Genomic DNA, 21319 nt, shown 5'->3' on the forward strand with positions numbered 1-21319 from the left:
TTTTCTCAGTCCTGTTATTTTGGGTGGGATTGAGTTCAGCCTTTGCTGCTGATAGCGTATCCACGTATCCCAATAAACCTATTCATTTAATTGTTGGATTTTCTCCTGGCGGCTCGGCTGACACAGTAGGGCGCGCCCTGGCAGAAGGCTTATCGAATCGACTGGGGCAAGCTGTTGTGGTTGAGAATAAGGCCGGCGCTAACGGCAATATTGCTGCAGAGTTAGTGGCTCGCTCTGCTCCAGATGGCTATACCTTGTATTTCCCATCCATTGGTCATGCAGTGAATGCGTCTCTGTATAAAAACTTGCCCTATGACCCGGTGAAGGATTTCACAGCCATCGGTGGAGTATTTTCAGCTCCCAATATCCTAATCGTTCCAGCGAACTCACCCTATAAATCAGTTGGTGAATTGATTGCAGCAGCTAGAGCAAACCCTGGCAGACTGACCTTTGCCTCTAGTGGCAGCGGAACATCTGTCCATCTCTCAGCCGTGCTATTTGAAAAAATGGCTAAGATTGACATGATTCATGTGCCATACAAAGGCACTGGCAGTGCCATGCCTGATGTGATCTCTGGTCAAGTAGACATGAGTTTTCCGAACTTACCAAGTGGTCTGCCCCATGTGAAGTCGGGTAGTTTAAGAGCGCTAGGGATTACTACTGCAAAACGATCTAGCGCTGCACCCAATATTCCAACCATCGCAGAATCTGGCTTGCCTGGTTATGACATGGCAACCTGGTATGGCTTGGTTACTCCTGCAAACTTACCAGTAGAGATTCGCAATCGCTTGAACAAAGAATTGCAAAGTATTTTGGCGGATCCTAAATTTAAGGATAAGCTGATTGCACAGGGTGCCGATCCTATGCCAGGAACATCCGAACAGTTTTCTGCATTTATTAAAAGTGAAATTGAAAAGTGGCGTAAGCTAATTGCGCAATCACAAATTACGATTGATTAATGATCGATTTAAGAATTTACTAAAGGAAGATTCATGTCATTTACATCGAATGCCTGTATTGCTGGAATATATGAGCATCCCCTCAGGGTAGCGCCCGATCATACGGTTGCTCAGCTGCATGCGGAAGTAGCACGTGGGGCTTTGCAAGATGCCGGCCTAACACTAGATGATGTTGATGGTTATTTTTGTGCAGGTGACGCGCCTGGTATGGGTCCTGTATCCATGGCAGATTATTTAGGTTTGAAAAAACTCACGTATTTAGATTCAACGGATACTGGTGGATCTTCCTATTTAACTCATGTGAACCATGCCGCTCGTGCGATTGCAGCGGGCCAGTGCAAGGTGGCCTTAATTACCTTGGCCGGACGGCCGAAGTCTGAAGGCTCTAGCGGCACACAAGTTCGTAGTCAATGGGCTAGTGCTCCGGATTTTGCTTTTGAAAAACCGTATTCACCAGCGCCATTAAATACTTATGCCATGTGTGCTATGCGCCATATGTATGAGTTTGGCACTACCAGTGAGCAGCTTGCATGGATCAAGGTAGCAGCTTCACATCATGCACAACATAATCCTCATGCAGCATTGAAAGATGTTCTTACTGTTGAAGATGTCTTGAACTCCCCAATGATTGCTGATCCTTTACATCGTGCTGACTGCTGTGTAGTAACAGATAGCGGCGGTGCTTTGGTCGTAGTTCATCCCGATATTGCGAAGACCTTGAAAAAACCGGTAGTGACCATGATGGGTGCCGGTGAAACGACGAAAGGTCAGATGGGTGGCAAGGTCGACCTTACTTATTCTGGGTTAGCTTGGGCTGCACCCTTAGCATTTAAGGAGGCCAAGTTAACACCTGAGCAAATTCGGTATGCATCTATTTATGACAGCTTCACCATTACCGTCCTGATTCAGTTGGAAGATCTGGGGTTCTGTAAGAAGGGTGAGGGTGGCAAGTTTGTTGAAGGTGGTCAATTAATTTCAGGCAAAGGACAGTTAGCTTTTAATACTGATGGAGGCGGCTTATGTAATAACCATCCAGCTAATCGCGGCGGTATGACTAAAGTCATTGAAGCAGTCAGACAGTTGCGTGGTGAAGCGCATCCAGCAGTACAAGTCCCCAATTTAGAGTTTGCACTTGCCTCAGGTATTGGTGGCGCACTGGGTACTCGCCATGGTGCAGCAGTATTAATTTTAGGGAGACTGTCATGAGTCAAGTAAATGAAAAAAATTCGGCTAATACAGAATATCGTTTGCCAAGCCCAATTGCTAATCCTGAAAATAAGGCTTTCCTAGAAGCTGCGCAGAACAACCAATTGGTCTTAAAGCATTGCAATGCTTGCAAAGAAGTGCATTACTATCCACGCACGATTTGTCCGCATTGCGGCAGTAATGATACGACTTGGGTGAAATCTGCCGGCCTGGGTGAAATCTACTCCTATACCGTAATGAGACGTGGTGTCGAAGAGCCGTTTGCGATGGCCTATGTGCGCTTAAATGAGGGCATCTCCATACTGACTCATTTGACTCATTGCGATTTTGATTCGATTCGCGTTGGGCAAAAGGTGAAGGTGGTATTTCAGGAAACACAAGATGGGCAAAAAACCCACCTCTTTGAACCGGTCTAAAAAGGTCAATACCTAAATTAGTCTATTCAGGGCCTCGAGATAGTTCTCGGGGTTCAGTGCTTTACCTTCTCGCTGTGCTTCCCACATAACTTGACCCAAGCATTCCATCATCAAATGTTGAGTTTCGTGTTCAGAGCCTAATTTCTTGCTGAGTTTTCCAGCGATCTCTTTAATGCCAGGTGGTTGATTAATGGAGATCTGTTCGCTAATAGATAAATGCATGGATAGATGCAAGAAGGGATTGGTTTCACCCCGCTCTGGTGTGTAATCTTGCTCTAAGGCAGCTTCAGGATCGGTTAATAATGCGTGGTATTCAGGATGTTGATCCATCCAGTTGCTTGCAAGTGTCTCCATTGGATCCAGGATGCGATTCTCAGTTTTCTTTTTCCAGGTATCACAGAAAAAGCGGCGCACTTCTTCGCGAGTTGGATTAAATATCGCCACGAACTTTTCCTTTGCCAGTTTTTTGTTTAAAGCCACAGAGTGGCTCAACGATGCATTGTGCACACTCAGGATTGCGTGCTTTACATGTGTATCTGCCATGCAGAATAAGCCAATGATGTGCGTCTAGTAGATACTCCTTGGGCACTCTTTTGAGTAATTGCTCTTCGACTTTGACGACATCTTTACCAGGCGCAAGACCGGTGCGATTGGATACGCGAAAGATATGGGTATCAACCGCAATGGTTGGTTGACCAAAAGCAGTATTCAGAATGACATTCGCTGTTTTTCTGCCAACCCCTGGAAGTGCCTCAAGATCTTCCCGAGTTTGTGGGACTTGACCACCATGGTTTTCAATCAACAGTTGGCAAGTCTCTTGAATATGTCTACCTTTGGCATTGAATAGGCCAATGTGTTGTATGTAAGGACGAACGCCTTCTTCACCAAGATCTAAAAGGGCTTGGGGCGTATTGGCAACTTTAAACAACTGCTTGGTTCCCTTATTTACCGATACGTCGGTTGCTTGAGCTGATAAGAGCACTGCAATCAACAGTTCAAAAGGAGAGCTGTACTCTAATTCGGTAGTAGGTCTGGGGTTGTTGGCTTTGAGCTGTTCAAAGAAAGCACGCCGCTTATCAGGATTCATCATTTCTGATGCTGTGCCCTGGCAATCGCTGCCGCAATGATGGCGCGTTTGCGCTCTTGCTCTTTTTCCTCTTCCGCGGTGATAGGCTGTTCTGCATTAACCGCTACTAATTTAGCTGCCGCTTTTTTGGCTAAACGTTCATCATTCTCTATTTGCTCACGATCAAGTCTATGTTCACGGTCGTGATAGCGCTTGCGTGAGAGCTCAGCTAATTCTGGAGTCCAAGCATTCCAACCTGTTGTCTCAGTGATATCAACCATACTGATGCAATCAACGGGGCACGGTGGAATGCAGAGATCACAACCAGTACACCACTCAGTGAGCACCACGTGCATTTGCTTAGATGCGCCCACAATGGCATCAACTGGACAGGCCTGAATACAGAGTGTGCAACCAATACATTTTTGCGGATCAATCAATGCAACCGGTCTAGGACGTTCTTTGCCGCACTCTGGATCAATTGTGTCATTAAGATCAAAAGCATCTTGAGGGTAAATAGGTGTCAGAACTTGGCTGAGTCTTTTAATGCCTTCAACACCACCTGGTGGGCAGCGATTGGGTAGCGCTTCTCCGCTAGCTAAAGCTTCTGCATACCCTCTGCAATCTGGATAGCCACATTTTGTACATTGGGTTTGAGGAAGGAGATCCTCTAGGCGATCCGTGAGCTCGTTCGCCGGTTTTGTTTTCATTGCCTAGAAAGTTTAAAAAGTGAGGGTGTAGACCCCCACTGATGTTGACTTAGTCAGAACCCTCTAGTGCAGGGGGTCTTGCCTTAGTTTTTTTATTTACCACTTGGTGCTCACGAATAAAGTTTTTGATTTTTGGATAAACCTTATTGCGCCAACGACGACCGGCAAAAATACCGTAGTGACCAGCACCAGCGACTTCATAGTGATCTTTATGTTCTTTCGGGATGCCAGCACACAAACCATGCGCAGAACGAGTCTGCCCACTTCCAGAAATATCATCTAACTCACCCTCAACTGTGAGCAGCGCCGTTTTCTGAATATCCTGCGGCTTAACCAGTTCTCCCGCAACCTTCCAAGTACCGTTTGGCAATGCGTAGTCTTGGAATACAGTTTTGATTGTGTCTAAGTAGAACTTCGCATCTAAATCCAATACCGCGTTGTATTCGTCATAAAAGCGAATATGGGATGCAGCATCCTGCTCATCACCCTTCACCAGATTCTGGAAGTAGTCCCAGTGCGATTGGAGGTGATTTTGTGGGTTCATGGCCATAAAGCCAGTGTGCTGTAAGAAGCCTGGGTAAACGCGGCGACCAGCACCCGGATAGGTTGGCGGTACTTTGTAAATCACATGACTTTCAAACCAGTCAAAAGATTTTTGTTCTGCTAAGTTATTTACGGCAGTAGGTGATTTACGAGCATCAATAGGGCCACCCATCATGATCATCGAAGCAGGAGTTACTTCACCAGCAGATGCCATCAATGAAATAGCACCTAAGGTTGGCACGGTGGGTTGACATACTGAGATCACATGTAAATCTTCGGCGCCAATAGAGCGAATAAATTCTTGAATGTAATGAACATAGTCATCGAGACTAAATTCACCTTCACTCACTGGGACATTGCGAGCATCAATCCAGTCGGTAATGTAAACCTTGTGGTCTTGCAAGAGGGTTCGTACAGTGTCACGCAATAGTGTGGCGTGATGTCCAGACATTGGAGCCACTACCAGTACTGAAGGATCTTCTTTTAGTTTGATGATGGTATCGACATCATCAGAGAAGCGCTTAAAGCGAATCAAATTACAGAATGGCTTAGAAATCTTAGTGATTTCATGGACGGCTACTTCATGACCATGCGCTATGACTGAACGAATATCAAATTCTGGTTTCTTGTAGTCTTTGCCGAGGCGATAGAGAAGTTCGTAGCTGGCAGCTAAACGCTCTGATCCTGGAACCTTTGAAGCTGGATTGGAGGCATTAATCAAAGCCTCAGAAGCAGCGCGTGCCCATGAACTCATGGGTTGAAGTAAGGCTTTTTGGAATTCGTGTAACTGATAAAGCATGGTACCCCCTGTAATTCTATATAGCCGCTTAATATGCTTTTTGAGCCAATACGCGGGCGATTGCTTTGGCTACTTTATCAATATTTTTTGTATTGAGCGCCGCCACACAAATGCGTCCAGTAGAGAGGGCATAAATGCCATCTTCTTTCTGTAAGCGATCAACTTGCTCAGCAGTTAAGCCTGAGTAAGAAAACATACCACGCTGCTTTTCAATAAAAGCAAAATCTTGCTTTACACCAGCAGCAGCCAATTTTTCAACCAAACCATGACGCATGGCTTTAATGCGATCACGCATTTCCGCTAATTCATCTTCCCAGAGCTTGCGTAACTCAGGAGAGTTCAGAACCGCTGCTGCGATTGCAGCACCGTGTGTTGGTGGATTGGAATAGTTAGTACGAATCACGCGCTTTAATTGTGAAAGCACACGAGTAGATTCATCCTTGCTTTGGGTCACGATCGACAGGGCGCCGACACGCTCGCCGTAAAGTGAGAATGATTTAGAGAAAGAACTGGACACAAAGAAGGACATACCAGATTCAGCGAAAAGGCGAACCGCAATACCGTCTTGTTCAATCCCAGATGCAAAGCCTTGGTAAGCCATATCCAAGAATGGAATCAAACCTTTATGCTTGCAAATCTCGATCACTTGACGCCATTGCGCCTCAGTAATATCTGCTCCAGTTGGGTTATGACAGCATGCATGTAAGAGCACAGTCGTGTGTTTTGGGAATGATTCTAAGGATTTGACCATGCCGTCAAAATCAACACCACGGGTTGTGCCATCAAAGTAGGTGTACTCCAGCACTTCAAAGCCAGCGGATTCAAAAATACCGCGATGATTTTCCCAGGTTGGATTGCTGATTGCGCAAGGTGCGTTTAAATTGAGACGCTTAATAAAGTCAGCGCCAACACGTAATGCACCGGTACCCCCTAAACATTCAGCAGTCACTACGCGACCGTCTTTAATCAGAGCAGAGTCTGCGCCAAATAATAAATTTTGTACTGCGCTGTTATAGGGGTTTGGACCCTCGATTGGAATATAGCTTCGTGGTGAATGTTTCGCCACAATTGCCTCTTCCGCTTTGATCACCGCTTTTAAGAGAGGCACTTTGCCTTCATCTGTGTAGTACACGCCAACACCGAGGTTCACTTTGTCGGGGCGTTGATCCGCAACGTAGGCTTCTGTGAGGCCAAAAATAGGATCTTTAGGGGCTAATTGAACTGAGGCAAACAGGGTCATTTGGGGTCGGGTATGGTGGTTTAAGGATAGTTTTGCTATTAATTGTCTGTTTTTGAAGTCAGAACCAACTATTTCTAAATAAAAACGGCAAAATCATTGTTTGTACAAAATTCGCTGTGAAGATATCTCACAGATGAAATGATAGCCGAGATGCCCCCTAAGTCGTCCAAAATTGGATCAAAACCCGAAGTAAAAGAAGCGCCCAAAACCCCTATGGCTGATCCCTTGGGTGAGGTAGGCCACGACCTTGATCCTGCGAAGTTTGTCACCTTCCCAGACTCCCCTTACCAGCTTTATCAGCCTTTTGCGCCTGCTGGCGACCAGCCAGCAGCGATTGATGGCTTGGTGGAGGGGATAGAGGATGGTTTAACCTTCCAGACGCTTTTGGGGGTAACGGGCTCAGGAAAGACTTTTACGATGGCCAATGTTATCGCTAGAACAGGGCGTCCAGCCATCATTTTTGCCCCCAATAAGACGCTGGCTGCCCAGCTTTACAGTGAATTTAGGGAGTTTTTTCCTAAAAATGCGGTTGAGTACTTCGTCAGTTACTACGACTACTACCAGCCTGAGGCTTATGTGCCTCAGCGCGACCTCTTTATTGAGAAAGACTCCTCTATTAACGAACACATTGAACAGATGCGTTTGTCAGCAACCAAGAGTTTGCTAGAGAGACGCGATGTCATCATCGTCGCAACGGTATCTGCCATTTACGGTATCGGTAACCCTGGTGACTATCACAGCATGGTGATGACACTGCGCCCTGGTGACAAGATGAGTCAGCGTGATATTTTGATGCGACTGATTGCTATGCAGTATGACCGTAATGAAACTGATTTCAAACGCGGCGTGTTTCGTGTGCGCGGTGACACGATTGATATTTTCCCAGCAGAACATAATGAATTAGCAGTCCGCGTAGAGTTGTTTGATGACGTAGTCGAGAGTTTGCAATTCTTTGATCCACTGACTGGAAAAATACGCCAAAAGATTCCTCGCTTTACCGTCTACCCAAGTTCGCATTATGTGACACCTCGCGAAACCGTTCTCAAAGCGATTGAAACCATTAAGACAGAGTTGCGAACTCGTCTCGATGAGTTTGTAAAAGATGGCAAGTTGGTAGAGGCGCAGCGTCTAGAACAGCGCACTCGTTTTGACCTAGAGATGCTCAATGAATTGGGCTTCTGCAAGGGTATTGAGAACTACTCTCGTCACCTCTCAGGAGCGGCTCCTGGCGAGGCCCCGCCTACGCTGGTGGACTATCTGCCCAATGACGCACTGATGTTTTTAGACGAGAGTCATGTCTTGATTGGTCAGTTGAATGCTATGTATAACGGGGATAAATCTCGTAAACATACTTTGGTAGAGTTTGGCTTTCGTTTGCCTTCTGCAATGGATAACCGGCCACTCAAATTTACCGAGTTTGAAACCAAAATGCGTCAAACCATTTTCGTTTCTGCAACGCCGGCTGATTATGAAAAAGAACATCAAGGTCAAGTAGTTGAACAAGTGGCAAGACCAACAGGTTTAGTTGATCCTGATATTGAGGTCTTACCAGCTAGCACTCAAGTCGATGATTTGCTCAGTCAGATTCATGAGCGTGTGAAAGTGGGTGAACGTGTTTTAGTCACCGTGCTTACCAAACGTATGGCAGAGCAGCTCACTGACTATCTTTCAGATAATGGTGTGAAGGTGCGCTATGTTCATTCTGATATTGACACTGTTGAACGCGTCGAAATTTTGCGCGATCTACGTTTAGGTGTATTCGATGTTTTAGTGGGCATTAATTTATTGCGCGAAGGTTTGGACATTCCAGAGGTTTCCTTAGTAGCAATTCTGGATGCTGATAAAGAAGGTTTCTTGCGTTCTGAGCGCTCCTTAATTCAGACGATTGGTCGTGCCGCCCGCAATGTGCGAGGCAAAGCTATTTTGTATGCCGATCGGATCACCGATTCAATGAAACGGGCCATGGGCGAGACAGAAAGACGTCGCACCAAGCAAATTGCCTTTAATAAGCTTCATGGAATCGAGCCCAAAGGGGTTCAGAAACGCATTAAGGACATCATTGACGGGGTCTATGATGTCAAAGAGAAACGCCAGGAGATGCAGGTGGAGCAAGAGCGGGCTCGCTATGAGGATATGAGCGAGAAAGATTTATCTAATGAAATCAAGCGTTTAGAGAAGCAGATGAACGCTGAAGCCAAGAATCTCGAGTTTGAAAAGGCCGCCAGCACTCGAGATCGACTCACCAAGGTCAAAGAAATGGCTTTTGGGGCTAGGTCTAGAGACTCAATAAGCTAATTCCAGGCTTGCAATGGGGATTTTTGGGATAATTCCCGAGCAGTTTGCTGGGTCATATGGTAAAGTTGAGTGGAATGGTCGGGTATTACCCGCCTGCCCATGAGCTGTCCATAACAATCCATTACCAAGGTGACATATGAGACTTACAACTAAAGGTCGTTTTGCAGTAACCGCAATGATTGATTTAGCCCTGCGTGAAACGCATGGTCCTGTAACTTTGGCCGGAATTAGCCAAAGACAAAAGATTTCCCTTTCTTATCTCGAGCAGTTGTTTGGCAAATTGCGCCGTTTCAATATCGTGGAAAGCACACGCGGCCCTGGAGGTGGATACACCTTAGCGCGCCCATCCCATGAAGTCAGTGTTGCTGACATCATTGTGGCAGTTGATGAGCCATTGGATGCCACTCAATGTGGTGGTAAAGGCAACTGTCATACCGAAGAAGAAGGCCATGGTCGTTGTATGACTCATGATCTATGGAGCAATCTCAATTCCAAAATGGTGGAGTACTTAAGCTCAGTGAGCTTAAAAGATTTAGTTCAGCAGCAAGAAGGGCGCGGCATTGTGATTCAAGACATGCGCCAAAAGAAAATGAAAGTTGAAAGTGTCAAGGCTGAAAAACCAGCTCCAGCACTTGCAGCGAAAAAAGAAGTTGTTCCCAAAACGCCATTAGTGAATTCTGTTTTTAATTTGGCGCGGCAAAGTTAAGCGAATTAAGCGAATTTAATCAGCAGTCCTACATACCAAGAAATACCATATGAACGCACCACAAGATCTTCCTTTGCAACCGGTTCCGATGTTTAGTCCTAAGCACTTTCCGGTGTACATGGACTATTCAGCCACAACACCGATTGATCCTCGTGTGGTTGACAAGATGTTGCCGTATTTGCGTGAGCAATTCGGTAATGCGGCTTCCCGCAGTCATGCCTATGGCTGGGCTGCAGAAGAAGCAGTGGAGTGGGCGCGTTCAGAAGTAGCTCAATTAGTTCATGCTGATCCAAGAGAGATCGTTTTTACTAGCGGCGCTACTGAAAGTATTAACTTAGCTCTCAAAGGTGCTGCCCATTTTTATAAAGAGCGCGGTAATCACATCATCACTGTGAAGACCGAGCATAAGGCAACTCTAGACACCTGTCGCGAACTCGAGCGCGAAGGTTTTGAAGTGACCTACTTAGATGTTTTGCCCAACGGCTTGATTGATTTTGCGCAGTTAGAGACTGCCATGAAGCCGGGTACGATTTTGACATCAGTGATGTATGTCAATAATGAAATCGGCGTAGTGCAAGACATTCCTCGCCTTGGCGATTTGTGCCGTGCACGCGGTGTGATTTTCCATGTGGATGCTGCGCAAGCGACTGGCAAAGTGGCAATTGATTTAGAGAAAACCAAAGTTGATTTGATGAGTTTTTCTGCTCATAAGACTTATGGACCTAAGGGTATCGGCGCTTTGTTTGTGCGTCGCAAGCCCCGTATTCGTATTGAAGCTCAGATTCATGGCGGTGGTCATGAGCGCGGTATGCGTTCTGGCACATTAGCCGTTCATCAAATCGTCGGTATGGGTGAGGCGTTCCGCATTGCTCGTATTGAGATGTCCGAAGAAAATAAGCGTATTCGTGGGTTGCGTGATCGCTTATTAGCTGGCTTGAAAGATATTGAAGAAGTCTATGTCAACGGTGATATGGACGATCGTGTTCCTCATAACCTCAACATTAGTTTTAACTATGTTGAAGGTGAGTCGATGTTGATGGCGCTTAAAGATTTGGCTATCTCATCTGGCTCTGCGTGTACTTCTGCATCCTTAGAGCCCTCGTATGTATTGCGTGCATTGGGTCGTAACGATGAGTTGGCGCATAGCTCGATTCGTTTTACCTTAGGCCGTTTTACAACTCAAGAAGAAGTAGATTTCACCATTAAGTTAGTAAAAGAAAAGATTGCGAAGTTGCGTGAGCTCTCCCCATTATGGGAAATGTACAAAGACGGAATCGACTTGAGCACGATTCAATGGGCTGCACACTAAAAGAAATATTTAGATAAAGAAATTAAAGAGGAAATACCATGGCATATAGTGAAAAGGTCATCGACCATTATGAAAACCCCCGTAACGTTGGCTCCTTTGAGAAGGGCGACGATAGCGTAGGTACTGGTATGGTTGGCGCACCTGCTTGCGGCGACGTGATGAAGCTGCAGATTCGCGTGAACGATCAAGGCGTGATCGAAGATGCCAAGTTCAAGACTTATGGCTGCGGCTCTGCGATTGCTTCATCTTCATTAGTAACCGAGTGGGTTAAGGGCAAGACCTTGGATCAAGCTTTAGAGATTAAGAACTCATTAATTGCTGAAGAGCTAGCATTACCACCAGTGAAAATTCACTGCTCTATCTTGGCTGAAGATGCCATTAAGGCTGCAGTTGCTGACTACAAAGAAAAGCATCCAGCCAAATAAACGGAATTAGAAAAAGATATGGCAATCACCCTGACTGAAAAAGCTGCAAAGCACGTTAACCGCAATCTTGAGAAGCGCGGCAAAGGTTGCGGCCTACGTTTGGGCGTCCGCACTACGGGTTGCTCTGGCTTAGCTTATCAGCTGGAATATGTCGATGAGCCTGCTACTGAAGATCAGGTGTTTGAATCCAATGGCGTGAAAGTATTTGTTGATCCAAAGAGCTTGGCTTATTTGGATGGTACTGAATTGGATTTTGTACGTGAGGGTTTGAACGAGGGATTTAAGTTTCAAAATCCAAACGTAAAAGATGAGTGTGGTTGTGGCGAATCCTTCCGCGTCTGACGATTACTTCCACTTCTTTGGTTTACATCAGCAGTTCAAGATCGATTTGCCTGCTCTAGATCAGGCTTATTTAGCAATCCAGAAGGAAGTTCATCCTGATCGCCATGCTCGCGGGAGTGAGACCGAGCAGCGACTGGCAATGCAAATGGCTACATTTGCTAATACCGCCCTTCAGACACTAAAACACCCTATTCAACGTGGTTTGTATTTGTGCCAGATTCATGGTGTTGATGCCAAACTAGAAACCAATACTGCGATGCCAGCCGCTTTCTTGATGAAGCAAATGGAATGGCGCGAGCTTCTAGATGAACAAGCAGAAGATTTGCCCGCTCTTGAAGCCTTGATGGCTGAAGTAGAGCAATCCAAGGCAGATATTCTTGCTGAAATCACTCAAGCCATCGATGGCGCAAAAAATTATCAGCGTGCCGCAGAACTTTTACGTGGCTTGTTATTCATTGATAAGTTTGCGCTTGAGCTTGATGACACTATTGCAGCTTTGATCTAGACCATACGTAAACGACTCTCTATTTCTTATGGCCTTATTACAAATCTCCGAACCTGGTAAATCGCTTGCCCCTCATCAGCGCCGCATTGCTGTCGGCATTGATTTAGGCACTACGAATTCTTTAGTCGCTATTGTGAAAGATGCGTTGCCTAAAGTACTTCCGGATGAACAAGGGCGCGAGTTGCTTCCTTCGGTAGTTCGTTATCTGCCAAATGGCCGTACCCAAGCAGGATTTGAGGCGCTTGAGAGTGTGGTGATCGATCCAAAGAACACGATTGTTTCGGTAAAGCGTTTCATGGGTCGTGGCTTACATGATGTAGAGCATATTGAAAGCACTCCCTATGATTTTGTGGATCAGCCAGGCATGCTCAAGCTCAGAACCGTTGCTGGTGATAAAAGCCCTATTGAAGTCTCTGCAGAAATCCTCGCGCTTTTACGTCAATTGGCTGAAGACTCCGTAAACGATGACATTGTGGGAGCTGTGATCACTGTACCCGCCTATTTTGATGATGCCCAGCGTCAAGCTACGAAAGACGCAGCGAAGTTAGCGGGCATTGAAGTGTTGCGTTTACTCAATGAACCAACTGCCGCTGCGATTGCTTATGGATTAGACAATGCCTCCGAAGGCACCTATGCAGTCTATGACTTGGGTGGTGGTACTTTTGATATTTCTATTTTGCGCATGAGTAGGGGTGTATTTGAAGTACTCTCTACCGGTGGTGACTCTGCATTGGGTGGTGATGACTTTGATCATCGTTTGTATTGCTGGGTGATTGAGCAATCTAAATTACCCCCTTTATCGATTTATGATCACCGTACCTTGCTTCAAGCCTGTAGGCATGCCAAAGAGTCGCTGAGCCACAACCCTCTAGCGCGTGTGCATGAGACTCTCTCAGACGGAACGGTCGTCAATGTGGGTGTTAGTCAGGCACAGTTCTTTGAGATTACTCAAAACTTGGTGGCTAAGACTTTGACATCATGTAAAAAAGCGCTGCGTGATGCCGGCTTAAAGGCTGAGGATGTTAAAGGTGTAGTGATGGTAGGCGGTTCAACCCGCATGCCCAATGTGCAGCGCGCGGTTGGTGAGTTGTTTGGCACAAAGCCATTAAACAATTTAAATCCTGACCAAGTCGTAGCGCTGGGTGCAGCGATGCAAGCGGATTTATTAGCAGGCAATCAGAGTAAAGATGATGAGTGGCTTTTATTAGACGTCATACCGCTCTCTCTCGGTATTGAAACGATGGGTGGCCTGGTGGAGAAAATTATTCCTCGCAATACACCCATTCCAGTAGCAAGAGCACAGGATTTTACGACTTTCAAAGATGGTCAAACTGCCTTAGCTATCCAAGTCGTGCAGGGCGAACGTGAATTAGTACAAGACTGCCGCTCCCTTGGTCGTTTTGAGTTACGCGGTATTCCACCCATGGCTGCAGGTGCAGCTCGCATTCGGGTGACATTTCAGGTGGATGCTGATGGCCTATTGTCTGTGAGCGCCACTGAGCAAGGCTCTGGCGTTCAAGCGTCGATAGATATTAAACCTTCTTATGGCTTAACCGATGCAGAAATTACCCGCATGCTGCAAGATGGATTTGCCTCAGCCCAAGAAGATTTGCTTTCTAGATCTTTGCGCGAAGAACAGGTGAATGCGCAGCGTTTATTAGATGCCGTACAAACTGCGCTAGCCAGTGATCGAGATCTTCTTAATGCAGCAGAGCAAAAGGCGATTGATCAAGAGATGGCGGTGCTACAAAAGATTTTGAATGAAGAGACTGATAGTGCCATTGTGCGCAAAGCAGTGGATCATGCGGCCAAAGCGACTGATGAATTTGCCCAGATGCGTATGAACGCCAGTATTCAGAAAGCCTTATCCGGCAAAAATGTTGCCGAGATCTAAATTAAAAAAGTAGAAATCATCATGACCCAAATAGTTGTTCTTCCCCATAGTGAGTATTGCCCAGATGGCGCAGTGGTTGAAGTTTCCCCTGGCACCTCGATTTGTGAGGCCCTGCTTGAAAATGACATTCCGATTGAGCACGCCTGTGACATGGTCTGTGCTTGCACGACTTGTCACGTGATTGTGAAAGAGGGATTGAATAGTCTCAACCCTCCAGATGAGAATGAGGAAGATATGCTGGATCGCGCTTGGGGTCTTAACTCCCAGTCCCGTTTATCTTGCCAAGCCATTGTTGCAAGAGAAAACTTGGTGATTGAAATACCTAAATATTCAATCAACCACGCCAAAGAGAACCATTAACGGCACTAAATTGGTGCAGTAAGCTCATAAGCATGCATCAAGGTTAAAAGGCTAAAAGTGAGAAGACTAATATGAACCTGTAGTTCATTTTTGTAGTACCTCCATAGATTTCTTTTAAGCCATCCTTCGGGGTGGCTTTTCTTTTAAGGCTTAAGCCTTTTGGTGGCGCCTGATAAAAATTGTTGCTTGATGAGTTGAGTAACATTTTGTCGGCTGTGTTTTTTGCGTTCTAGTAAACCAACTTTTCTAAATATGGTTTTTCCTTGCAGTTCACGTATTTTGAGTTGCGCATCTTTTTCCCAGGAGATATTTGCCAGCTTTGGAACGATCGAATAGCCAAGACCTTGGCGTACTAACTCAATGATAGCCTCCACAGAGTTGAGCTCCATGCCTTCTTGTATAGAAAGTTTATTAGCCTTAATCGTTTGATCAACTAGGTGTCCCGTCCAAGTATTACGCTCAAAACGAATGAAGGGTAGCTTGGAATCTGCATGCGAGGCGTTTGATTTTCGTTTTGATGAAGATGCTGGGCTGATCAAGATCATGGGCTCTTTATATAACTCAGTCCACTGCACGTTCTGCGGTAATGCGTATGGCGACTCAGTCACAATTGCGGCATCAAGAGTGCCATCCAACACTTGATCTAGAAAGTCGCTCGATAGACCAGCAATTAATTTCACCTCAAGGCTGGGAAAACTTTGCTTTAATTCATTTAAAGTTTTTCCAAATGCACCCATGAGAGTCGATACCAGCGCCCCCAAAACAATAGTGCCGCTGAGATCGGATTTGAGGTTCGAGCCAAGAGCCTCATAGCGAGCCACAATTTCTTGAATCGGCTCGATTAGCGATCTACCATGCGCATTTAAGCTAAGAGAACGTTTGGTGCGGTCGAAGAGCTCGAGACCAATTTCTTTTTCCAGTTGCTGTAGCTGTTGGCCTGCTGCGGCTGCGGTCAAGCCGATTTCTCGGGCGGCGGCTGCAACACTCTTATGGCGAGTGATTGCTAAGAAGTTTTTCAGGGTTTTAATACTAGACATAATTTTATTATAAATAATTTCTTCATCTCAAAGAAAAATTAATTCGATTTATTTTTTACTATTCATCAATATAATGGGAGCATGTCAAATACTGATCTCAAAGTAAAGGTATGGCGCGGCTCCCACGAAGGGGAGTTTGTTGAGTACTTGGTGCCTCGTAACCCCAATCAAACTGTTTTGGACGTGGTTACCTATATCCAGAGAAAACTGGATCCTACCTTGAGCTATCGCTTTGCTTGCCGAGTTGGCATGTGTGGTTCGTGTGCTATGACTGTGAATGGTGTGGCTCGCTGGACTTGCCGTACCCACGTATCTCAGATTCTTCAGGGCGATTCACTAGAAATTGCTCCTTTAAATAATTTACCGGTTATTAAAGATCTCGCCACAGACATGCGCGAGTTTTTTAACAAGTGGAAGGGTGCGGTTGGTTTTTTTAAGGGCAATCAAACTCGCCACGATGACTTTGCAAAAATTGAGCCAAATTCTGAAGAGCGCCAGTTAGCCAATGCCGGGATTGAGTGCATTGGTTGCGGTGTTTGTTATGCCTCTTGTGAGGTGGTTGAGTCTAGACCTAACTACCTCGGGCCTGCCGCACTAAACCGTGCATGGACCTTAACAAACGACGTAAGAGATGTTCAGCAGCTAGAGCGTATGCGTGCTGTCGCAGGGGATGCAGGTTGCCACGCATGTCACTCGCAAGGATCTTGTACGGAGCGTTGTCCTAAGGCGATAGAGCCAACCGCAAGCATTGCTGGACTCAAAAAGTTAGTCGCTATAGCTGCCGTTCGCGGTAGTAAGTGGGGCAAGCTATGAGTGCCGGTGTATTGCAAGCCAAGCTTTGGTATGCGCAGAGAATCAGCGCCATGGTACTTGGTATTTGTGTTGCGATACATTTACTGATCATTTTTTACGCCATTAGGGGTGGTTTAAGTGCGCAAGAGATATTAGGCCGTACTCAGGGCAATGTATTGTTTGCCATTTTTTATGAAGTATTTGTCCTTGCCTGTTTTGTGCATGCGCCAATTGGTTTAGCGAATATTTTGCAAGAGACTTTTCCAAAGACTGGAATAGCTCGGCCTTTATCTTGGATTTTGGCTCTAATGATTTTGATTCTTGGTACTACTGCTGTTGTGGGTGTTTTTACAGGTGGTCAGATATGAGTTTTAGACCAAGATTGGATTACCGCGCTAAAAGTCACCTATCTTATTTCGCCTATGCTTGCCATCGTTTCTCTGGCTTGTTGTTGGCATGCTTTATTCCGCTGCACTTTCTGATGCTGTCCCAATCTTTGCGGGGCGCTCAAGGCTTTGAGCAATCTCTTGCCCTGACGGATATCTGGATATTTAAATTTGGAGAGTGGGCCCTCGTTATTTTGCTAGCTATTCATTTGGCTGGTGGGGTACGCCTGTTAATGATTGAGTTTGGACCGTGGAATGGATTGCGTAAGGGCTGGATTCAGCTATCTATCTTGTTCGCTATCGCTTGTGGACTCTTATTTTTATATTTTGCTAATTGATTAGGTTGATATGCAATTACAAATGAATTTAGTAGAAGAGGCTTGTAAAGAGCTTTATATTCGAGCACTCAAAGTGTTGCCCGATGACATTAAGGCTGGTATTGATCGATTGGATAAGGCGGAGACGGATGCCCGTGCTCAGGTGGTGTTAAAGACCATGATTACCAATATCTCGGTAGCAGAGCGCGAAGATAATTTGCTTTGCCAGGACACAGGCCTGCCGATCTATAACGTCAAGATTGGTAGTAATGTGCAATTTGATGGCATGGCCTTAAAGGCGGCCATTCGAAAGGGTTGTGAACGTGCCACCAAAGAGTACCCTCTGCGATCTTCAGTAGTACATCCTATTACCAGAAAAAATAATCACACCTCTTGTGGCATTGATATGCCGGCCATTCATATTGATTTTTTTGATCAAGCAGAGTCAGTTGAAATTGAAATGGTACCTAAGGGAAGCGGTTCAGAGAATAATTCCTTTTTAAAGATGGCAATACCTGCAGATGGTATCAATGGTGTTAAAGCGTTTGTGATTGATAGTGTTGTCTCTGCTGGCGGTAAGACTTGCCCACCAACGATTGTGGGTGTTGGTGTTGGCGGCACATCTGATCAATGTGTAGCTATGGCAAAGCGGGCAGCAACTCGTGAGTTGGGTAGTGTTTGTAGCGATGAAGAGGGTGCCAAGTTAGAAAAAGAGCTCAGTGCTGCTGTGAATCAACTTGGGATTGGCCCACAGGGGCTCGGTGGCGATGGTACCGCTTTTGCGGTCCAGGTTGAGTTGGCTCATACCCACATTACTTTGAATCCCGTAGCAGTCAATATGCAATGTCACTCAGCTCGTAGAGCACGTGCGACCTTTACGCCTACAGGCGTGACCTACGGATTCTAGGAAAAGACTGATGGCACATTACAACCTTGCAACGCCTGTTAGCGAAGCAGATATCCGCAAGCTTCGCATTAACGATACTGTGACTTTGCAAAATACATTGTTTGGCATTCGCGATGCAACCCAAATTCATATGTTTGATCATGATCGTAAGACGCGTTTTGATTTAAATGGGCATGCTGTCATTCATACAGCACCGAATGTTCGTAAAGTACCAGTGAGTGCAGAGTTCCCTGCAGGATATGAGCCTATTTGTATTGGTACAACCACTTCAGATCGTATGGAGCGTTTCACACGACCTTTGATGACACAGAATGGTGTGCGCATGATTGTAGGTAAAGGAGGTATGCGCGAAGGATCTGCTCAGGCCTTTAGCGATCTAGGTGGCGTATATCTTGCCATTATTGGTGGCACTGCAGCACTTGAAACAACCTGGATCGAGCAGATTGAAGATGTGGATATGGATGATCTCAATCCAGAGTCTTTATGGCGCTTCAAGATTAAAGATTTTGGTCCATTACTCGTTGCAATGGATAGTCATGGTGGCAGTATTTATCAAGAAGTGAAGAGCGATGTTGCCAGCAAAAAAGCAGCGGTACTGAAAAGTCTTGGAATCACTTCATGAGCGCAATTCCAACCATTGATACCGATATTCTGATTTTAGGATCCGGGGGTGCCGGCCTCTTTGCTGCCTTACATGCTCATCAAGCTAATCCCAATTTAAATATCACGATCGCAGTAAAAGGATTGTTGGGCAAATCTGGTTGTACGCGGATGGTGCAAGGTGGTTATAACGTGGCATTGGCTGAGGGGGACTCGGTTGAGCGCCACTTCATGGATACGATTGAGGGTGGTAAATGGCTCTCTGATCAAGATCTAGCTTGGACATTAGTGAGTAAAGCAGTTGAACGCATCCATGAATTAGAAAATGAGCTGGGCTGCTTTTTTGATCGCAATCCTGATGGTACGGTTCATCAAAAAGCATTCGCAGGTCAAACCTTTGACCGAACTGTTCATAAGGGTGACTTAACTGGTATTGAGATTATCAATCGCTTGGCTGAGCAGGTCTGGGCAAGAGGAATTAATCGTCTTGAAGAGCATCGCGCAATTGAGTTAATTCACAGCAAGGACGGTAAATCCCTTGCAGGTGTCTTGATGCTCAACATGCAGACGGGTCAATTTGTACTGGTGCGCGCCAAGGCTGTCTTGCTAGCTACTGGTGGTGGTCCAACTATGTACAAATACCATACTCCATCTGGGGATAAGAGTTGTGATGGTTTAGCGATGGCATTGCGTGCGGGGCTCACTTTACGTGATATGGAGATGGTGCAATTTCATCCAACAGGATTATTGGCTGGCCCTGGAACCCGGATGACGGGAACTGTTCTAGAAGAGGGTCTCCGAGGGGCTGGTGGTTATCTGCTCAATGGCAATAACGAGCGCTTTATGGGTAACTATGATGCTCGTAATGAAAGAGCTACGCGAGATATTGTTTCTCGATCGATCAATTCAGAAATTCGCGCTGGGCGTGCAACTCCCAATGGCGGGGTTTATATTCATATGAGCCATTTAGGCCCAGAGAATGTCCGCAAACTATTTAAAGGTATGGTTGAGCGTTGTGCTGATAGCGGTTTTGATCTTGCAAATAATTTAGTTGAGGTTGTACCAACCGCGCACTACATGATGGGTGGTTTAGTTTTTAATAAAGATTGCAGCACAGATCTACCGGGACTTTTTGCGGCAGGTGAAGATACGGGTGGTGTACATGGTGCCAATCGCTTAGGCGGTAATGGGGTGGCTAATTCAACTGTGTTCGGTGGTATCGCAGGAGAATCAATGGCTCAATGGGTTGCTTCTCAGCAGTTAAGTGAATGCAATATAGATGAAGTGATGGCGAGTATCAAGGAGCATGAAGCGCCCTTGAAAAAGACATCTGGCGATATTGAATTCATTCGAGATGCTCTAGCAGAGTGTATGTGGGATGACGTAGGCATCTCAAGAAATCGAGAAAGTTTAATGCGTGCAAGTCAAACCTTAAAAGAGTTGGCTTCACAATTGAAGCAAATGGGTGTCGGCGATATTCAGCGGGAATATAGCAATACTTGGCAAGACTGGATGAATTTACAAAACCTCATTCTAGTAAGCCAGTCAGTAACTGAAGCAGCGATTGCTCGAGAAAATTCACGGGGCGCTCACTATCGTGAGGATTTTCCTGAGCCAGGATCGCTTGAAGACTCGTATTACACGGCCACCTACTTTAAGAACCAAGAGTTGAAGATTGAAAATCGTCCAGTGCAATTTACGATGATTCAGCCTGGGAAAACCATCTTGGTTGAGGCTTAATCATTTTTGATTTAGTAGATCCTATCCATTTTGGATTGGCAACCTTAATTATTTTTGGTGCCTACTTTATATTTGGTATTTCAGGATTTGGCTCATCAATCATTTCAGTGCCATTACTAGTCCAGATGTATCCGTTGAAATCAGTAGTCCCCATGATGGTCATTATTGATATTTGCGGGTCTTTATACGTCGGTAGAAAGTCTTCTCAAGACGCTAATCTCAAAGAGATTAAATGGCTCTTTCCATTCACCCTACTCGGAATGATTTTGGGAATTGTGTTGCTGATCAAAGCGCCAAGTGAGCCACTACTAATTATTTTGGGTTGTTTTGCTGCTCTCAATGGTGCTCGTGTACTGTGGCAAAGAAATTCAGAAATGCGCGAGCCTATTAATAAGTGGTGGGCTGCACCATTTGGTTTTTTTGGAGGCACCTTCACTGCCTTGTTTGCCACTGGAGGGCCGATCTATGTCTCCTATCTAGGCTTGCGAATCAATGACCCCAGGGCATTGCGTGCCACGATGGCATTTGCAATATTGATGTTGACCCTTTTGCGTTTGACTTTGATGTTGGTTACTGGATTGATTCTGAGTTGGCCGGTCATTGGATTAGCAGTCTGCCTTATGCCAGCAACCTTTCTGGGGATTTGGCTAGGAACCCATGTTCATGCAAAGTTAAGTAATGCAGCAATGAGAGTAGCCTATGGATCGATTCTGTTTTTTGCTGGAACGATGCTGCTCATTCGTCAACTCTAATAATAAAAAAAGC

Annotated in this window: 24 protein-coding genes; 18 read left to right on the forward strand and 6 right to left on the reverse strand. The window is 45.7% G+C overall.

What is annotated here, in order from left to right; translation table 11 throughout:
* The first annotated feature begins 23 nt into the window (after positions 1-23).
* The 3 genes from AOC29_RS02420 to AOC29_RS02430 are packed head-to-tail and all read left to right on the forward strand — an operon-like array spanning position 24 to position 2581.
* A complete protein-coding gene (locus AOC29_RS02420; RefSeq protein WP_216178281.1) occupies positions 24-959 on the forward strand; it encodes a tripartite tricarboxylate transporter substrate binding protein in 936 nt (311 codons plus the stop codon).
* A 33-nt stretch (positions 960-992) separates the two neighbouring features.
* Entirely contained in the window at positions 993-2165 is a 1173-nt protein-coding gene (locus tag AOC29_RS02425; RefSeq protein ID WP_215296469.1) for a thiolase domain-containing protein, read from the forward strand.
* On the forward strand, positions 2162-2581 hold the full coding sequence (locus AOC29_RS02430) for a Zn-ribbon domain-containing OB-fold protein (RefSeq protein ID WP_215296470.1): 420 nt from the start codon (positions 2162-2164) through the stop codon (positions 2579-2581). The genes AOC29_RS02425 and AOC29_RS02430 overlap by 4 nt, the downstream gene beginning before the upstream one ends.
* Positions 2582-2593: 12 nt before the next feature.
* On the opposite strand, the gene AOC29_RS02435 is transcribed toward AOC29_RS02430, so the two are convergent.
* From AOC29_RS02435 to AOC29_RS02455, 5 genes are read right to left on the reverse strand one after another with little or no spacing between them, the layout of a single operon-like run.
* On the reverse strand, positions 2594-3019 hold the full coding sequence (locus AOC29_RS02435) for a DUF1841 family protein (protein WP_215297296.1): 426 nt from the start codon (positions 3017-3019) through the stop codon (positions 2594-2596).
* Positions 3012-3668 carry an endonuclease III gene (gene nth, locus AOC29_RS02440; protein WP_215297295.1) on the reverse strand — a complete coding sequence of 219 codons (657 nt, stop codon included), beginning with the start codon at positions 3666-3668 and terminating at the stop codon, positions 3012-3014. The genes AOC29_RS02435 and nth overlap by 8 nt, the downstream gene beginning before the upstream one ends.
* Positions 3668-4357: an electron transport complex subunit RsxB gene (gene rsxB / locus AOC29_RS02445; RefSeq protein ID WP_215296471.1), complete on the reverse strand. Its 690-nt coding sequence runs from the start codon at positions 4355-4357 to the stop codon at positions 3668-3670. The genes nth and rsxB overlap by 1 nt, the downstream gene beginning before the upstream one ends.
* Positions 4358-4406: 49 nt before the next feature.
* Positions 4407-5699: a polyhydroxyalkanoate depolymerase gene (locus AOC29_RS02450; RefSeq protein WP_215296472.1), complete on the reverse strand. Its 1293-nt coding sequence runs from the start codon at positions 5697-5699 to the stop codon at positions 4407-4409.
* Between the two features lie 28 nt (positions 5700-5727).
* Positions 5728-6939 (reverse strand): amino acid aminotransferase, encoded by a 1212-nt coding sequence (locus tag AOC29_RS02455; RefSeq protein WP_215296473.1) that lies wholly within the window; start codon positions 6937-6939, stop codon positions 5728-5730.
* Between the two features lie 213 nt (positions 6940-7152).
* On the opposite strand from AOC29_RS02455, the gene uvrB reads away from it, so the two are divergent.
* The 8 genes from uvrB (at position 7153) to fdx (ending at position 14775) form a co-directional block, all read left to right on the forward strand.
* Positions 7153-9234 (forward strand): excinuclease ABC subunit UvrB, encoded by a 2082-nt coding sequence (gene uvrB, locus AOC29_RS02460; RefSeq protein ID WP_215296474.1) that lies wholly within the window; start codon positions 7153-7155, stop codon positions 9232-9234.
* A gap of 136 nt (positions 9235-9370) precedes the next feature.
* Positions 9371-9940: a Fe-S cluster assembly transcription factor gene (locus AOC29_RS02465; protein ID WP_215296475.1), complete on the forward strand. Its 570-nt coding sequence runs from the start codon at positions 9371-9373 to the stop codon at positions 9938-9940.
* Positions 9941-9989: 49 nt separating this feature from the next.
* Positions 9990-11249, forward strand: a complete 1260-nt coding sequence (locus tag AOC29_RS02470) for an IscS subfamily cysteine desulfurase (RefSeq protein ID WP_371819536.1) — start codon at positions 9990-9992, stop codon at positions 11247-11249.
* Positions 11250-11287: 38 nt separating this feature from the next.
* Positions 11288-11674: a Fe-S cluster assembly scaffold IscU gene (iscU, locus tag AOC29_RS02475; protein ID WP_068322308.1), complete on the forward strand. Its 387-nt coding sequence runs from the start codon at positions 11288-11290 to the stop codon at positions 11672-11674.
* Between the two features lie 18 nt (positions 11675-11692).
* On the forward strand, positions 11693-12016 hold the full coding sequence (gene iscA, locus AOC29_RS02480) for an iron-sulfur cluster assembly protein IscA (RefSeq protein ID WP_215296476.1): 324 nt from the start codon (positions 11693-11695) through the stop codon (positions 12014-12016).
* Entirely contained in the window at positions 11994-12521 is a 528-nt protein-coding gene (gene hscB, locus AOC29_RS02485; RefSeq protein ID WP_251370047.1) for a Fe-S protein assembly co-chaperone HscB, read from the forward strand. Before iscA ends, hscB begins: the two co-directional genes overlap by 23 nt.
* Before the next feature lie 28 nt (positions 12522-12549).
* A complete protein-coding gene (gene hscA, locus AOC29_RS02490; RefSeq protein ID WP_215296478.1) occupies positions 12550-14415 on the forward strand; it encodes a Fe-S protein assembly chaperone HscA in 1866 nt (621 codons plus the stop codon).
* A gap of 21 nt (positions 14416-14436) precedes the next feature.
* Complete coding sequence (gene fdx, locus AOC29_RS02495; protein WP_215296479.1) at positions 14437-14775, forward strand: ISC system 2Fe-2S type ferredoxin; 339 nt, start codon at positions 14437-14439, stop codon at positions 14773-14775.
* A gap of 143 nt (positions 14776-14918) precedes the next feature.
* On the opposite strand, the gene AOC29_RS02500 is transcribed toward fdx, so the two are convergent.
* On the reverse strand, positions 14919-15812 hold the full coding sequence (locus AOC29_RS02500) for a LysR family transcriptional regulator (protein ID WP_215296480.1): 894 nt from the start codon (positions 15810-15812) through the stop codon (positions 14919-14921).
* Positions 15813-15893: 81 nt separating this feature from the next.
* Here AOC29_RS02500 and AOC29_RS02505 point away from each other — a divergent pair, with 81 nt between their 5' ends.
* From AOC29_RS02505 to AOC29_RS02535, 7 genes are read left to right on the forward strand one after another with little or no spacing between them, the layout of a single operon-like run.
* On the forward strand, positions 15894-16625 hold the full coding sequence (locus AOC29_RS02505) for a succinate dehydrogenase/fumarate reductase iron-sulfur subunit (RefSeq protein WP_215296481.1): 732 nt from the start codon (positions 15894-15896) through the stop codon (positions 16623-16625).
* Positions 16622-16972: a succinate dehydrogenase gene (locus tag AOC29_RS02510; RefSeq protein WP_215296482.1), complete on the forward strand. Its 351-nt coding sequence runs from the start codon at positions 16622-16624 to the stop codon at positions 16970-16972. Before AOC29_RS02505 ends, AOC29_RS02510 begins: the two co-directional genes overlap by 4 nt.
* Complete coding sequence (gene sdhC / locus AOC29_RS02515; protein WP_215296483.1) at positions 16969-17328, forward strand: succinate dehydrogenase, cytochrome b556 subunit; 360 nt, start codon at positions 16969-16971, stop codon at positions 17326-17328. The genes AOC29_RS02510 and sdhC overlap by 4 nt, the downstream gene beginning before the upstream one ends.
* A gap of 22 nt (positions 17329-17350) precedes the next feature.
* Positions 17351-18214 (forward strand): fumarate hydratase, encoded by an 864-nt coding sequence (locus AOC29_RS02520; RefSeq protein WP_370624084.1) that lies wholly within the window; start codon positions 17351-17353, stop codon positions 18212-18214.
* A 10-nt stretch (positions 18215-18224) separates the two neighbouring features.
* A complete protein-coding gene (locus AOC29_RS02525) occupies positions 18225-18836 on the forward strand; it encodes a fumarate hydratase C-terminal domain-containing protein (RefSeq protein WP_215296485.1) in 612 nt (203 codons plus the stop codon).
* Positions 18833-20554 carry an L-aspartate oxidase gene (locus AOC29_RS02530; protein ID WP_215296486.1) on the forward strand — a complete coding sequence of 574 codons (1722 nt, stop codon included), beginning with the start codon at positions 18833-18835 and terminating at the stop codon, positions 20552-20554. Before AOC29_RS02525 ends, AOC29_RS02530 begins: the two co-directional genes overlap by 4 nt.
* Before the next feature lie 35 nt (positions 20555-20589).
* Positions 20590-21306 (forward strand): sulfite exporter TauE/SafE family protein, encoded by a 717-nt coding sequence (locus AOC29_RS02535; RefSeq protein ID WP_215296487.1) that lies wholly within the window; start codon positions 20590-20592, stop codon positions 21304-21306.
* Positions 21307-21319 lie beyond the last annotated feature (13 nt).

Origin of the sequence: Polynucleobacter sp. JS-JIR-5-A7, assembly GCF_018687935.1 — a bacterium.
In the GTDB taxonomy this organism is placed as follows: domain Bacteria; phylum Pseudomonadota; class Gammaproteobacteria; order Burkholderiales; family Burkholderiaceae; genus Polynucleobacter.